Raw genomic sequence first — 14,630 nt, 5'->3', positions numbered from 1 at the left:
CTGGTAGTTGGTGTGAGAGCTTGAGTGTAAGAGCTCAGCTTTTGTAAAAAACTCTTATGTATGGATAAAAGATGAATGTTTTATTTATATTATTTTACCATAAGAATATTGCTGGATATTTACTCCTGTAACTTGATATTTATTGCAATCTGCACTGCCAAACAGCATTCCGTGGAGGAACGGGTATGTTATCCATCGAAGCTTAAAGGATCGTATTTATTTGAATATTTAAATAAAATGAAACTATTCTTTGTTTCATTCGTCTATATAGATAAAAGGAGGTTTGCGTATGTGGTGGGTACCAGTATGGATTGGCGGAATTTTATCACTTGCTTTATTTATCGATATTCGAAGAAAGAAAAACAATAATCATCCTCATATGTCAACAGATCCCCATGCGAAACAAGGAGAAAGTTCTAACTTTACGATGGGGGATAACAGGTATACAAGCGGAGGGGAGTAATTCAGCTGCCTGTATACATAATCATGGGCCCCTTTTTGGACAAGCTTTAATAAAATTCCCTCTTGGATTACTTTGAACTGTCTCAACTGCATCGAACTTTCAGTGAAAAGGTTAAGAACCGAGCGTAAAACCCAGGTTCTCTGGGTCAGACAGCTCCAATAGAATAAAAGGAAAGGTCACCCTTTGCCTCAGAAATCTCCCTCTGGGGCTGACCAAAATCCTTACCGTTCTTCTCTCAATCCCTTTTCTGAACGCCAAAAAATATCCGTTATGATTTTTGAAAGTGAAAAAACTACAAGATATCCCAAGAATAAATAAACATAAGGGATCGCTATATAAAACTCCATGAAGTAATGAAGTCCCAGTAAAGGCTTAAAGATAAAAGACAGACCTGTACTTAGAAGTATCATATAGAGGTAATAATTTTTGTTGTTGGCAAGAATCCATTGATACATCATCATGAACACCACCGGAATTAACGAAGCATCCATCGTCACGTTGTTAGGTAGGACGATCACCGTTTGGTATGGATATTCCCAGAACCCCGAGGTGACCCCAAATCGGTCAATGTATCCAAGCCAGACATGAATATTAAATCCATAAAAACCGATATGGAAAGCCCTGCTTCTATCAAGCTTAAAATAAAGGACAATCAGCGGAAGGACAAAAAGAATGACGAGGAACCAAAATTGCCATGTATCCAAAGAAGAGAACTGGTGCCAGTAGTCGTTCCAGTTCTGTGTAAATGTTTTTTGCTGTTCATTGAGTGAGTCGATTATCTGTCTTTGATTTTCCAATGTGGTCACCTTTAGTTTTTTTATTCTATTGTTTCCTCGCCTTCCCAACTCATACATCAAACTAGTCAATTAGTATGAGAATCTGCCCCCGCAAAGAGTAATTTCGCCGCTTTTAGATAGAAAAATTCTTTGAAAAATTCTTGTTTAATTGCTCCGTTTTGGGTGAAAATTAGAGATAAAGATCGTGGTTTGAGGAACAGCGATGCCTATGTAGAGCATAATCTTCAGTTGTCATGTCATGTTGGCTGCGAGGGCGGATGCTTGTTACATAGAAACTTAATCGAAGGAGGATCACCATGACGCTCAAGATAAAGATTTACTCGGATTATGTATGACCATTTTGTTTTTTAGCGGAGGTTCCGCTTGAAGAGGCAACAAAGGGGAAAGATGTTGAGATTGAATGGATGCCGTATGAACTTCGGCCCTACCCGACAGAAACATTGAAGCCGGAGGGAGAGTATCTGCAAACCACTTGGAAGAGCAGTGTTTACCCGATGGCAGACAGGCTTGGTGTCAAGATCGTGCTGCCGCGAGTGTCGCCACAGCCTCATACTCATTTGACATTTGAAGGATTTCAATACGCCAAGGAACACGGCAAAGCAAATGAATACAACCACCGCATGTTCACGGCGTTCTTCCAGGATGAGCTGGACATCGGTGATATAGAGGTATTGACAAAGCTGGCAGGTGAAGTAGGTCTCGACCAGGCTGAGTACAGAACGGCCCTGAAGACAAGGAAGTATAAAGAGACACACGAAAAAGCCTTGCACCATGTATATGAAGAAGCCTGCATTCAAGCGGTGCCTACATTTATCATCGGAGGTACGGAACTGCGCGGTGCCCGCCCGAAAGAAGTGCTGGAGCAAATCATTGATGATGAGCTTTCCAGGCTTGAGGCGGAGTTGGATAATGAAGAATAGACCTACGTGCTGGATGGGAGTTTATAGAGTGAGACTGCAATCATTTTGGTTGCAGTTTTTTTCTTTCCTAAGTCGAGTCATTATAGTTTCTATGAGGTTGGTTGTCCTGATATACTTTGTATTATCATAGTTTGGTAAAAATTAGAGATTATGGAGAAGTGGGAGCTGGGGGAACGTGAATAAATTAGTATTTGTTATTTTATTAATCACTACAACCGGATTGATGGGTTCATCATTTGCGGTAGGCAAAATCGGCCTTGAATATGTCTCTCCTCTGATGCTTGTAGGGGTGCGTTTCACGATTGCCGGCATCTTAATGGCATTGGCTGTTAGACTGTTGAAACGGCCGCATCCAACCGAAGCTAAAGAGTGGGGCAAAGTCGTCCTTGTCGGTAGCCTGCAGACTGCCGGGGTGATGGGATCTATTTTCTTGAGCCTGAGGACCATTACAGCAGGGGAATCCTCAATCCTGACTTTCACAAATCCACTGTTGGTTGTAGTGTTCGGTACATTGTTTATGGGAATGCAATACCGGCGCCTACAATGGCTCGGGGTGATAATGGGGATCGTCGGAGTCTTTATAACACTGGGAGCGAGCCTTGATATACGTGAAGTCGGTTTCTTCCTTGGCTTATTGAGTGCCGTTTTTTGGGCGAGTGCCACGCTCGTCATGAAAAAATGGGGGCATTCGTTCGACACCTGGGTATTGACGGCCTATCAAATGCTGTTCGGGGGGCTTATCCTGCTTGTGACCAGCGTCCTTTTTGAGCAGGTTAGGCTGGATCTTACTTCAACATCCATAGGGATCATCCTGTGGCTTGCCATCATGGCATCAAGCGTTCAATTTGCCATCTGGTTTTACCTTTTGAAAAAAGAAGATCCTGCGAAGGTCAGTTCGTTTCTGTTCCTAGCTCCCTTATTTGGAGTCATCTCCGGTTGGCTGCTCCTAGATGAGCAATTGCATCTGACCACATTGACAGGTGGAAGCATCATACTCCTGGGAATTTACCTTGTGAATAAGCCACAGAAAAAGAAAGGACAACTGGAGCATACTGCATAGAGAAGAGACAATACTAATAACTGCGGAAAGTGAATTTGCCGAATCTGTCCCTTGCTCTGTTTATTTATAACGTTATTAGCGCGGTCTGTACTAGATGGTTAGCATATAACTTGCTTAGAAATAAAAAATCCCCCATAAACGGGGGAGTGCGACGCAAAGAGGAAAGGGTATGGGACGGATAGTACATAGTATGAAAATTGTATGATCTGGAATAGACTTCTACCCCAAAAGATCAGCCTGTTTTGGTGTGTATGCACAAATTTCTGCGGTGGCAATGAGAGAAACGGGAAAATTATATCGAAAGCTGGGTTCCTCTTTCCGGTAGAAAATATGAACAAGAGCTCTTTAAAGAGTTTAAATTTCCACTAAAGTTTTCTTCAACAAAAAAACAGGCCTGAACAGACCTGCCTTCCATCATTACGGGTATTACTTAATAGCCGTAGCCGCCTCCAACCCAGGAAGCCCCAATGATAATCAAAAGGATGAACAACACGACAATCAGTGCAAAACCTGATCCGTATCCGCCAGCGCTCATTCACAACACCACCTTTTTGCAAGATGAAATATAATATGTCGGGTCAAACCCTGAGGTTCGTGATGAATAGGCCGTTTGGCAAATATAAAACCCTACTTGAATAGCAGGGATGATGTTGGCCGGTTCCTATCTGAATAAAAGTTCCATAATGGATTGAATTTGGTTTTATGAAGCGTTCATGAGACACCCTAATGGGAAAATTGATTGGATTATGGTCTTATGAAGCGTTCATGAGACACCCTAATGGGAAAATTGATTGGATTATGGTCTTATGAAGCGTTCATGAGGCACCCTAATGTGAAAATTGATTGGATTATGGTCTTATGAAGCGTTCATGAGGCACCCTAATGTGAAAATTGATTGGATTATGGTCTTATAAATCGTTCATGAGACACCCTAATGGGAAAATTGATTGGATTATGGTCTTATGAAGCGTTCATGAGGCACCCTAATGTGAAAAGAGAATGGAAAGTGGTCTTATAAAGAGTTCATGAGACACCCTAATGGGAAAAGAGAATGGAAAGTGGTCTTATGAGGAGTTCATGAAGCACCCTAACGTAAAAATCAGCTTGAAAGTGGTCTTATAAAGAGTTCATGAGACACCCTAATGTGAAAAGAGAATGGAAAGTGGTCTTATAAAGAGTTCATGAGGCACCCTAATGTGAAAGGACAATGGAAAGTGGTCTTATGAGGAGTTCATGAAGCACCCTAATGTCAAAATCGAATGAAAAGTGGTCTCATAAAGAGTTCATGAAGGAGCCTGGGCAAAGCACGGCCTTTATGTGGGAAAATAGACCAAAATCTTTTAGTTTAAAGGAAAAAAGGACCTATTCTAAAATAGAAAGAATCAAGTGCTAATTTTTAAGAGGGAAAACACCGGTATCATCGAATTTATTAAGTTGAATGAAACCTTTCCGCTAGGCATTCGTATAGTTTACTAAGAGGCTGGAAAGGAATGATTTTATGTCAGCAGATCCATTTACTGTGGCAGATCCAATGTTTCAAATTGTCCCTATTTTAATCGGTATCATTTTTGTGTTTGTAATCGGGGGCATCCTTTTTTCCGTTATAAAAGGGATAGGTCAGTGGCAGAAGAATGAACAGTCACCAAAGCTGAGTGTGCCTGCAATTGTTAAATCAAAGCGTATGAATGTTTCCAAGCGCTCAAACATGCATCATCATGGAGACGGCCATCACCACCATTCTTCAAGATCTCAAACAAGATATTATGTTACATTTGAGTTTGAAAGTGGTGATCGTAAGGAGTTTCATGTTTTGGGGAAAGAATACGGGCTTCTTGCAGAAGATGATGTTGGCAAGGTGACGTTTAAAGGTACGAGATATCTGGGGTTTGAAAGGAAAATGAAGGAAGACACCATTTGATGTACTTTTATGCCGCAAGTTTCTGAAAGGAATTGTATGAAGATATAGTGGAAATGGGTATATTTAGTCTTTGTCTTCTTGATTCTGTTCACAGTACTGCAATTTAAATATGTAGCCTGGGTGGCTCCAGACAGGTTGAATCCCTTTTATCTTGCCGGTTGGGGTGTGTCTTTTCTCGTGATGAGCAGTTTGTTGTTTATTAAGTGGATACAAGTCAGAAAGGAAGAAGACCTTAAGCAGCAAAATGAACGCTTGAAGGAAGCGGTGGAGTTTTATCGGAACAAAGCAGAATAATGAGGATAAGCGAGCTAAGTTTGAATTTTTAACAGGAATAGCCGGCATAGTGCCGGCTATTTGCTTTGAATAATAGGCCATATATTCTAAATCATTCACCAATTTCAATTTTAGCTTTCCCAGTTTCGTATGAAATGGAGTTCAGTAAATCTTCGTCAGTCATGATGTGAGGGTGACTCATTTCCAACACCGTCTGCAATTCCGCAGGCATTTTTTCAGCATCATACGCGCAGACGAGGGTCATGTCATGCTCATGGACGACCTTGTCGACTTCCCGTTCAAACCAATCCACAATTTTTTTAGGCTCCTGCAATGTTCCCCATTCTACATTGGTCCATGTCCGAAAAGGAATGTCATTTTCGAAATACGGAGTTACCGTCTTTGTTAATTGTTCATAAATAGCAGGAGGATGGTAGCTTCCATGAGACAAATAGAACTCAAAGTTACTGATTGTGTGAATTTTTTCAAATTGCTGCTCAGTCAACTTTCCCTTCAAGATTTCCATCAGGCTGAGTAAATTCCTTTCACTTTCAATAAGAATGACAGATTCTCCGTTTTCAATGCCTGCTACCAGATAGTCCACCGCGTTATTGAGATAGCTTTCTCTATTCTCATAACAATAGAGGACATGTGTACACGCATGATTCTGTGCGTAATGGTTTACTTTCTCAGACACTTGTAACACCTTCCTCTCCTTAAAACATGTTCGGGATATATCCCTAAAACCCTTTATTTTTTTAAAATTTATTTTGTAGAGCAGAGGAGGGGGGCTGTTATATCGGTAGACAGCCCTCTGATTTTGTCAAAAAATCGCGGACAACGTCTAAACCTACATGTCAGCCGAATAGACTATTCATGATAACCACTTTATTTCAAAGGATAGGGGTGGCATGATGTTTTCGGTTACGGAAATGCAAACATTCGAATTGTTTTCTGTCCCGCATATCACTGTCCTTCTACTGTTTGTGGCTGTATTCTTCTGGTTGATTGTTTTCAGGAATTTCTTAAACCCTCACCAGTCGATCATCAAGTGGACGTTATTCAGCATTCTCGTTCTCAGTGAAGTGTCTCAGCACCTTTGGCTGATTTTGACCGAACAGTGGGAGGTCGGGAACCTGCCCTTGCACTTGTGTTCTGTCAGTACGTTCTTATGCATTTATTTGTTTTTGAAGCCGAATAAGAAAGTATTTTATTTATTGTTTTTTATCGGGTCCCTTCCTGCAATATTAAGCATGGTCACACCGGAAGTTTTTTATCAGTTTCCACATTTTCGCTTTATCAAGTATTTTCTTCATCATGCGGCCATATCATGGTCTGTCCTGTATTTCGTCGTCTATGAAGGCTACCGGGTTCCGAAAAAAGCTATCTGGACCGGATTCCTGTTGCTGAACCTTCTTGCACTTCCGATTTTCTTCATTAATCTTCTTTTGGACACAAACTTCTTTTATTTAGCCAACCCTACGGAATCCAAGACCATCTTGTCGTTCTTCGGTTCAGGGATCAGGTATTATCTCAATCTTGAAATTGCTGCACTCTTCGTGTTTTATCTTACGTACCTGCCGATGGGCTGGTTGCTGAAGCGGGAAAGAGAGAAAGAGAGATTACAAGCTTGATCAATTTTACACAAATTAGCGGCCCTCATTGTTATTGGCAATGAGGGCTTTTTAAGCGGTATCTAGAAAATAGCCTAAATTTAGGAAGGAGACTCTTAACTGGAAGGATAATGGAATAAGGTTTTGAATTCCTTATTGAAAAGGGGGGAGGTATGAATATATTATCAAAATTCAAAGTGCTGTTAATTCTTATCGTAATTATTCTATCCGCCTGTACCAGTAATAATGAAAAAATTGTTTGGCAGGAGTCTGAACCATTTATACAGGATAATTTGACATTGTATGGATTGGAAAGAAAGTGTGGAATTACTAAGGTTAACGGTGAAGCTGGTGAACCGGCTTTTCCAGTGGGACAGGGGCGGCATTTTCATGTATACCTGATGGATGATTCAGCAGATTATACCGGAAAAAAGTACAAAATGACAGCCACTCACAAGGAAACCAAGGAGACTGTTCTCTTGTATGAGTGGGGATTGATAATATTCAAAGTGGAGCCAAGTTCGGCTTGGATAAAGCTGGACTATGGAAGATAGAAGTTTTTGTTGATGACGAGCACCTGACGAGTTTTATCATTAAAGCTGAAGATGAATAGAGTTTGGTATTCTGATCTATATTTCTGCACATTAAGGGATGCCTGTCGATGGAAGAACTAATATGGACGTTATTGATTTTATTGCTGGCATCTTGTGATGATAAACTGGATGCTGATGGTGAGATCGCTAGGCAGTACTTACTGAATAAAGAGTATGATATCATCTCATATGAGGGCAGCCAGGAGTATTCCTTTACGAAGGAAGAACTCGGCGATTTGCCGCATCTAGCAATCTGTGCAGTTCAACCGTTTTCGCCAGATTCATATGGTGGGAAAGTGATCAAGCAGGAAATCTTGATCGTGGAGGAACACCCAATTAGTAAGATTGATGATTCTTATCGAGGCTTTTCAGGGGAAGCCCGAAATCAGTGTTTTGGTGTATGAAGGTGAAGTTATCGGCGGCACCTCATTCCCTGTAGGGGAGGGCGTTGGAGGCTGGCCATATTCACTTGATGGCAAGACAGCAGAAGAGATCCATGGAGAGAGGCCGGCTGCGTTGTTGGAAGAGTGGAGCAAAGGTGATGATTAATTAAGGTATTATCAAGGGTTGTTAGGTGCGGAATAATAGACTAATTGAGTGTTGAAGAGAAGTTTTAGGATACAAGTGTAAACGGTGCAATGAGAATGGCTTTTTGATTAGATGTTGGTTTGAAAAGGGAGTAAATGGGCCAATGAGAATGGAATTTTGAACGGATGTTGGTTTGAAAAGGGAGTAAACGGCCCAATGAGATTGGAATTTGGAATAGATGTTGGGTCGAAAAGGGAGTAAATGGGCCAATGAGAATGGATTTTGAACGGGATGTTGGGTCGAAAAGGGAGTAAATGGGCCAATGAGAATGGATTTTGGAAGAGATGTCGGGTCGAAAAGAGAGTAAACGGCCCAATGAGAATGGATTTTTGACGGGATGTTGGGTCGAAAAGGACTCATATTGGTCTGTCCATATTACCCGATGAAACCAACCCCGGTCTTAATCGTATATATATCATAGGAGGGATAAGATGTTATCTACTATATTATGGGGCTTGTTTGTAGTTTTGTTTGCTGCCCTGTTAATTTATTCTGATAAGAGAAAGAGAAAAAAGAACGTTCATCCGTCACACCGGAAAAAAACAGAAGAACAAAAGGACACTGAAAGGGCGATTGAATTAGAGAAGTCCCGACGTGGTGGTCCGCACATCTATGGCGGCGGGAACTAAAATACTCCATTTACAGGTGAAGCAAAGCGTCCTTTACTAAAAAAGGAGGGTATGATGAACAGGATTGCAATCATTGGTTCAGGTGGATCAGGTAAATCAACACTGGCAAAGAAGTTAGGAAAAAAGCTGAATATATCGGTTTGGCACCTGGACCGTTTACATTGGAACCCAAATTGGACCCCAACTTCGAAAGAAGAACAGATAGAGTTGCAGGAAACCTTAGTCACGGAAGAAAAATGGATCATCGATGGAAATTATAACAGTACATTGGACATTAGGCTGGAAGCTGCTGACACGATCATTTTTTTGGATATCCACAGGTTGATTTGTACATATCGAGTGCTAAAAAGGATGATTCAATATATAAATAGGACGAGGCCTGATATGAGGGAAGGGTGTATTGAAAAGCTTGATTTGAAGTTTTTGAAATGGATATGGAAGTACCCTCTTACGAAGAAGCCCTATGTTTTGACGAAACTGAAAAAGTTTTCAAAAGAGAAGAATATCATTATTCTTAAAAGTCAAAAGGAAGTACAAAATTGGTTGGATAGAGTATAGGAGTTTTTCAGGATAACTTCTGACTCCTACTTCATAAAAGTGTAAAGATGAGAATACGATGAAAGTAGTTATTGGCACATCGTAAAAATTTTCGCTTTGATTAATGTTGATCGTTAGATAGCCGCTGAGGTAAGGGGTGATACAATGAAAAGAACCATAATTGGCGGTTTCTTTATGCTGGGAGGACTTATTTTAGTTGGCTCCATTATAATTGCGGGTTCTGCTTATGCAACAAGCATGACATCTTGGTCGGGAAAGTCTAAATTATGGAATGCAATTTTTGGAGCAGAGTCATATGGGGATGAAGTGGTACAGTCTTTATTCTTAGGTTTTCCATTTATTATAGGGATCGCAATTGCTTTAATAGGAGCAGCCATGCTGGGCTACGAATATTATTCAACTTTTAAAAAGTAGACCCTGTTAGTTGATTTTGCATAGAAGAAAGGATATGTACCACCAATGATTAGTAGCATTATACACGGTGCCATTTTAGCATTTGGACTCATTCTTCCGCTCGGGGTCCAGAATGTATTTGTATTCAATCAGGGATCTGTGCAGCGGAAGTTCAGCAGGGCCCTTCCCGTAGTTCTTACTGCATCCATTTGTGACACGATCCTCATATCGTTAGCGGTCTTAGGTGTTTCCGTTATAGTTCTAGGGATATACTGGATAAAATTTCTATTGTTATCTGCCGGTGTCATATTTTTAGTCTATATGGGGTTTGTGACTTGGAATAGTAAGCCTGAGTCGGGTGCACACGAAGAAAGAGTTCTCTCACCGAAAAGGCAAATCGTTTTTGCAGCTTCTGTTTCGTTATTGAATCCCCATGCCATCATGGACACAATCGGAGTCATCGGCACAAGCTCCCTTTCTTATTCGGGTTCTGAAAAATTCGCGTTCACCATCGCCTGCATTGCTGTTTCGTGGATTTGGTTTTTTGCTCTTGCCTTTATCGGAAAACGAGTCGGCAGCCTGCGAAACTCAGCAGCTTACATAACCATTTTAAATAAAGTATCAGCCTTGATCATATGGGGGACGGCCGTCTATTTACTGGTCACCTTAATCAGCTGACTTTTAAAAAACATAACTATAATTAGTGACATCAATATGGGCATTTTTCATACACTATTTCTGAGGTGAAAAAAATGCCAAGAGTTAAATACCGGGATTCAGATGTAGCCTTGATGGCAAGGATGATGAGAGCCGAAGCTGAAGGTGAAGGTAAACAGGGGATGTTGTATGTAGGTAATGTTATAGTGAATCGCGCCAGAGCCGACTGCCTTGATTTTAAAGATGTACGATCGATTTATGATGTTATTTACCAAGTGCAGGGCGGGAATTACTCCTTTGAAGCTGTTCAAAAAGGGAACTTGTTCTATAACCGGGCAAGATCGGTTGAGAAGAAGCTGGCTAAAAAGAACCTGGACTACTGGAGTCAGCATCCAGCGAAGTATTCCCTATGGTATTTCAATCCATATGGGCCATGTCCTCCAACCTGGTACGGTCAGCCTTTTGCGGGCCAGTATAAAAATCATTGTTATTATGAGCCAGTCGGCGGAAGCTGTGACAGTGTCTATTAAGGTGTATCATCTGCTCTTTTTACATTGTATTATCATTTTTCACTCAACAAGGGAACGTCTTCGACAGGGGATGTTCCCGTTTTCTTTGTTGCTGACATTGTTGGATGGTTCTTGGTACAGTAATCTATAGGAAGCAATAATGAAAAGAACAGGAGAATAATAATGAGTTTACGATTCGAAAGGCTAACGGAACCGACTACAGAAACTGTTCGGGCGTTCAATCGGTGGGAAAACGATTCGACCATCATTCATTTAATCCGTCCTAACTTCACTAAAGAAGAATTTGAGCATAGGGAAGAAGTGACTCTTTCCCAATTAAAGAAAAGACTTGAAAACCACCGGCATTACTTGATTTATTCTGAGGACAAGTTGATAGGTGAAATGAATTATATGATCGATCCTGTTCATCTTTTTAAAAGAGAACCGGAAACAGCCTGGATAGGCATCACCATCGGGGAACCGGAAGGCCGGGGAAAAGGAATCGGATTCCACGCCATTCAGCATTTGGAAAGGGAGATTGAAAAAGAAGGACTGAAGAGGATTGAGCTTGGTGTCTTTGAGTACAACACCAGAGCGATCAAGCTTTACGAGAAGCTTGGCTACAAGAAAATTGGCGAATTGGAGGACTTTACATATTGGCAGGACAGGATGTGGAAGGACATCCGGATGGAGAAGTATCTTTAAATTTAATTTGAATGGGGGAATCTATTTGCGTTGTCTATGTAAGCTGAACGAAACCTTTGATCTAAAAGTCAAAGGAGATGTCGGAGCGGATCCGATATGGTGCAGCAAATGCGGTACCAATTTAGAGCTGGAAGAATTGGGGCTTTCAAAAGAGTTAGAAGAAAAATTGTTGAAATGGGCCAACGACTATGGTGAATGGATAGACTGGATCAAGGATGAATTAGTAAAAAATGGGGTTGAGATGGAGGAAGAGCACAATACAAAAGGCAGGGAGTTAACGGACTGTGTCATCAAAGAACTTGGATACCGCTACAGAGTTATTTTTTCCCCATCGTCAATGGGCAAAAGCTATAGGAAGAAAAGGAATTGGTTATGAAGGCGTAATCCGAAAGTGGATTGCGCTTTTAATTTTAGTAATTTCATTGAATAAGGTCATAAAGTTTGAAATAATTGGTATTTTTAGAATGAAATTGAGGAGAATACATAGCTCCATCTATGATGCCATCTATATTGTAAATTAATAATTCTTTAAAAGGCGGATTATCCTTCTGCAAAGTGATACATGTATTGTGAAAATAGGTGCCATGCTTAAAAGAGGTGAATTGAGCCAGGCTCAAAAAGGGTGAATTGAGCCAGGCTCAAAAAGGGTGAATTGAGCCAGGCTCAAAAAGGGTGAATTGAGCCAGGCTCAAAAAGGTTGAATTGAGCCAGGCTCAGAAGGGGAGAATTGAGCCAGGCTCAGAAAGGTTGAATTGAGCCAGGCTCAAAAAGGGTGAATTGAGCCAGGCTCAGAAAGGTTGAATTGAGCCAGGCTCAAAAAGGGTGAATTGAGCCAGGCTCAGAAAGGGAGAATTGAGCCAGGCTCAAAAAGGGTAAATTGAGCCAGGCTCAAAAAGGTTGAATTGAGTCAGGCTCAAAAGGGGTAAATTGAGCCAGGCTCAAAAAGGGTAAATTGAGCCAGGCTCAAAAGGGGAGAATTGAACCTGGCACAAAAGGGGTAAATTGAGCCTGGCTCAAAGTTATAGTATTTCCCGCCCACGGTTAAATCTCTATAAAATTATCACCCATTCGATACTCGTTTAAAATCATTGGCATCGACCGTGTAAGAAGAGCCTGGAATGGGGTCCATCTTTCGGTTCCTCCACGTTCTCCAGAGTTTCCATCTACTGCGGTAAGCTTTTGGCGGAGTCAACCCTTTTTCAATACCGGCTGCCATACTGTTGATGGCCAAGATGGTTAAAGTGAAGCAGGCCAAAGGTCCAAAAGCGAGCCACCATTGGTAATTGATTTGTTTAATGTACATGCCGAGCATTCCTGACCATTCGAAGGCCACTGGCATCGGCGGATCGCAGAAGACATCATAACAGACTGAAGTGCCTCCAAAATAAATCTGAAAGATCCCGAGATGGGCGATAATGAGCAGCACCTGGACAACAATCCTTGGAAAAATCATGAACAGCCTTGGCCGCAGGTGGGGAAGCACATGCTTTTTAAAAATGTGAAAGGGAGAAGCTCCCAAGGTAATGGCACTTTCGATAAATTCTTTCTTCAATATTTCCCGTGTTTCTTCGGCAATCAGCAAAGCTGTTGTGGGGGCCAGAATCAGGGCCAGCATGACAATCTGATAGACGACTCTTCCGGTTAATGAATAGGGAAATCCCTCAGGTGATTCCCAGAGTACCGGATAAAGCACGTTATAAGCAATGATTGATTGGGGTACAAAATAAAAGGAGGACGATATCCCTTTTACCATGGTTTTTGATCCTTTTTTTCTCCAAAAAGCTAGAAGGATACCAAAGACAAAAGATAAGATGAATCCCAATATGGAGGTCAGGAATGCAGCGCCGAATGTATATTTGGCTCCCTGTAACAGTTGCTGAAGCAAATGATAGCCGAACTGATCGGTTCCCAGAGGAATATCTTTTGACGGTGGAAGCGGAGCTCCTTTAATCATGTTTCCTTCACTGTCTTTCAGCCATTCGGTTTGCGGGATGTATGAATCATAATGAGTGGCATGGATGATGCTTGCTGCTGTAATGAAAAAGATGTTTGAAAATCCAATAATGAATAATGGCTGTCTGATGACTCTGAGCATTATAGTTCCACCTCATTTCCTGTCATTGAATTGGCCATTCGCTGAATTACTTTTAAAAATACAAAGATGGGCACGAACAGCAAGATCGAAGTCACAGCAAACAGAGTGGGGGTATTATACGAGAACAAGAAAGTCGTCACACCCAGCATATTGAATAGATACTCTAAAATCAGAAGGTTGGAGAGCATAAGCCACATGACGTTTTTTCCGTGGTATGCCAAACTGATGATCGTGTTTCTGAATACATGCACAAACAAGATACGAAAGTATGTGACCCCTTTGCTCTTTGCCAGTTCGACATATTGCTTTTCAAATTCCTCTTTCATGAGGACTGTCAATGTCTTGATGAAGTACATGGTGGGGAGGATGGACAAGCAAAGGATCGGCAGGACATAAGCCCTGTCTTCTCCCAGTGCTACGAAATCGAACAGGAATACACCGGTTTTTCTGAATATGTATACAACGAGCAGCTGGCTTCCGACTATGATAAATATGTCAGGGAGCGAACTCATTGTAAAGGATATGAAATCGACCAACATCTGAAACGGCTTGCCAAGCAAAAAATAGAAGAACAGGATTACGATGGCAACGGACAGAGACAAGAACAGGGCAGAAAAAAATACACCCAGGGAATATTCATATGCGTTCCAAAAGAAAGGGAAAAGTTCTCTTTCTATATGTGAAATCGGGTTAATATACACTAAATTTGATAGGGAAAAGAATCCTGAAAGAATCTGCCAAACTTCATTGATGATTGCAGGCAGGATGCTGATTGCAAAGATACCTGTCAGGATGAACAGGATCTGGATGACGGATGATTTCAATTTTGCCATATGGGACCTCCTGTAAATGAGAGTAA

At 41.3% G+C, this 14,630-nt stretch carries 21 protein-coding genes; 16 read left to right on the top strand and 5 right to left on the bottom strand.

The features are described from left to right. The first annotated feature begins 289 nt into the window (after positions 1–289). A complete protein-coding gene (locus tag V1502_RS11520; protein WP_409250794.1) occupies positions 290–463 on the top strand; it encodes a hypothetical protein in 174 nt (57 codons plus the stop codon). A 221-nt stretch (positions 464–684) separates the two neighbouring features. On the opposite strand, the gene V1502_RS11515 is transcribed toward V1502_RS11520, so the two are convergent. Then, on the bottom strand, positions 685–1,260 hold the full coding sequence (locus V1502_RS11515) for a hypothetical protein (protein WP_409250793.1): 576 nt from the start codon (positions 1,258–1,260) through the stop codon (positions 685–687). A 296-nt stretch (positions 1,261–1,556) separates the two neighbouring features. Here V1502_RS11515 and V1502_RS11510 point away from each other — a divergent pair, with 296 nt between their 5' ends. Then, on the top strand, positions 1,557–2,180 hold the full coding sequence (locus tag V1502_RS11510; protein WP_409250792.1) for a DsbA family protein: 624 nt from the start codon (positions 1,557–1,559) through the stop codon (positions 2,178–2,180). Positions 2,181–2,355: 175 nt separating this feature from the next. Further along, complete coding sequence (locus tag V1502_RS11505; RefSeq protein WP_409250791.1) at positions 2,356–3,240, top strand: DMT family transporter; 885 nt, start codon at positions 2,356–2,358, stop codon at positions 3,238–3,240. Between the two features lie 430 nt (positions 3,241–3,670). On the opposite strand, the gene V1502_RS11500 is transcribed toward V1502_RS11505, so the two are convergent. After that, on the bottom strand, positions 3,671–3,775 hold the full coding sequence (locus V1502_RS11500; RefSeq protein ID WP_409250790.1) for a YjcZ family sporulation protein: 105 nt from the start codon (positions 3,773–3,775) through the stop codon (positions 3,671–3,673). 963 nt (positions 3,776–4,738) lie between these two features. Between V1502_RS11500 and V1502_RS11495 the strand changes: the two genes are divergently transcribed. Together V1502_RS11495 and V1502_RS11490 are read left to right on the top strand one after the other, a co-directional pair. After that, entirely contained in the window at positions 4,739–5,158 is a 420-nt protein-coding gene (locus V1502_RS11495; protein WP_409250789.1) for a DUF2500 domain-containing protein, read from the top strand. Between the two features lie 135 nt (positions 5,159–5,293). Continuing rightward, complete coding sequence (locus V1502_RS11490; RefSeq protein ID WP_409250788.1) at positions 5,294–5,452, top strand: hypothetical protein; 159 nt, start codon at positions 5,294–5,296, stop codon at positions 5,450–5,452. Positions 5,453–5,543: 91 nt separating this feature from the next. Here V1502_RS11490 and V1502_RS11485 read toward each other — a convergent pair whose 3' ends face one another. After that, positions 5,544–6,137: an MEDS domain-containing protein gene (locus V1502_RS11485; protein ID WP_409250787.1), complete on the bottom strand. Its 594-nt coding sequence runs from the start codon at positions 6,135–6,137 to the stop codon at positions 5,544–5,546. Between the two features lie 208 nt (positions 6,138–6,345). Between V1502_RS11485 and V1502_RS11480 the strand changes: the two genes are divergently transcribed. The 11 genes from V1502_RS11480 (at position 6,346) to V1502_RS11430 (ending at position 12,052) form a co-directional block, all read left to right on the top strand. Then, entirely contained in the window at positions 6,346–7,065 is a 720-nt protein-coding gene (locus V1502_RS11480) for a TIGR02206 family membrane protein (RefSeq protein ID WP_409250786.1), read from the top strand. Positions 7,066–7,217: 152 nt separating this feature from the next. Continuing rightward, a complete protein-coding gene (locus V1502_RS11475; RefSeq protein ID WP_409250785.1) occupies positions 7,218–7,598 on the top strand; it encodes a hypothetical protein in 381 nt (126 codons plus the stop codon). A 107-nt stretch (positions 7,599–7,705) separates the two neighbouring features. Continuing rightward, the gene (locus V1502_RS11470) at positions 7,706–8,041 is read left to right on the top strand and encodes a hypothetical protein (RefSeq protein ID WP_409250784.1); all 336 of its coding nucleotides are present in this window, start codon (positions 7,706–7,708) and stop codon (positions 8,039–8,041) included. Next, on the top strand, positions 8,034–8,186 hold the full coding sequence (locus tag V1502_RS11465) for a hypothetical protein (protein WP_409250783.1): 153 nt from the start codon (positions 8,034–8,036) through the stop codon (positions 8,184–8,186). Before V1502_RS11470 ends, V1502_RS11465 begins: the two co-directional genes overlap by 8 nt. Positions 8,187–8,656: 470 nt before the next feature. After that, positions 8,657–8,854 carry a hypothetical protein gene (locus tag V1502_RS11460; RefSeq protein ID WP_409250782.1) on the top strand — a complete coding sequence of 66 codons (198 nt, stop codon included), beginning with the start codon at positions 8,657–8,659 and terminating at the stop codon, positions 8,852–8,854. Positions 8,855–8,908: 54 nt separating this feature from the next. Next, entirely contained in the window at positions 8,909–9,412 is a 504-nt protein-coding gene (locus V1502_RS11455; protein WP_409250781.1) for a DNA topology modulation protein, read from the top strand. 144 nt (positions 9,413–9,556) lie between these two features. Next, the gene (locus tag V1502_RS11450; RefSeq protein WP_409250780.1) at positions 9,557–9,826 is read left to right on the top strand and encodes a hypothetical protein; all 270 of its coding nucleotides are present in this window, start codon (positions 9,557–9,559) and stop codon (positions 9,824–9,826) included. A 45-nt stretch (positions 9,827–9,871) separates the two neighbouring features. Then, positions 9,872–10,483: a LysE/ArgO family amino acid transporter gene (locus V1502_RS11445; RefSeq protein ID WP_409250779.1), complete on the top strand. Its 612-nt coding sequence runs from the start codon at positions 9,872–9,874 to the stop codon at positions 10,481–10,483. A 74-nt stretch (positions 10,484–10,557) separates the two neighbouring features. Then, the gene (locus tag V1502_RS11440) at positions 10,558–10,992 is read left to right on the top strand and encodes a cell wall hydrolase (protein ID WP_409250778.1); all 435 of its coding nucleotides are present in this window, start codon (positions 10,558–10,560) and stop codon (positions 10,990–10,992) included. Positions 10,993–11,154: 162 nt separating this feature from the next. Continuing rightward, positions 11,155–11,676: a GNAT family N-acetyltransferase gene (locus tag V1502_RS11435; protein WP_409250777.1), complete on the top strand. Its 522-nt coding sequence runs from the start codon at positions 11,155–11,157 to the stop codon at positions 11,674–11,676. A gap of 25 nt (positions 11,677–11,701) precedes the next feature. Beyond that, positions 11,702–12,052 carry a hypothetical protein gene (locus V1502_RS11430; protein ID WP_409250776.1) on the top strand — a complete coding sequence of 117 codons (351 nt, stop codon included), beginning with the start codon at positions 11,702–11,704 and terminating at the stop codon, positions 12,050–12,052. Between the two features lie 684 nt (positions 12,053–12,736). Here V1502_RS11430 and V1502_RS11425 read toward each other — a convergent pair. Both V1502_RS11425 and V1502_RS11420 read right to left on the bottom strand, forming a co-directional pair. Continuing rightward, on the bottom strand, positions 12,737–13,771 hold the full coding sequence (locus V1502_RS11425) for an ABC transporter permease (RefSeq protein ID WP_409250775.1): 1,035 nt from the start codon (positions 13,769–13,771) through the stop codon (positions 12,737–12,739). Further along, positions 13,771–14,604, bottom strand: coding sequence for an ABC transporter permease subunit (locus V1502_RS11420; RefSeq protein ID WP_409250774.1), 834 nt, complete (start codon positions 14,602–14,604; stop codon positions 13,771–13,773). Before V1502_RS11420 ends, V1502_RS11425 begins: the two co-directional genes overlap by 1 nt. Positions 14,605–14,630 lie beyond the last annotated feature (26 nt).

This window comes from Rossellomorea sedimentorum (genome assembly GCF_046237645.1).
In the GTDB taxonomy this organism is placed as follows: domain Bacteria; phylum Bacillota; class Bacilli; order Bacillales; family Bacillaceae_B; genus Rossellomorea; species Rossellomorea sedimentorum.
Note: the sequence above shows the minus strand (reverse complement) of the source record. Positions and strands in the feature narration are given on the sequence as shown.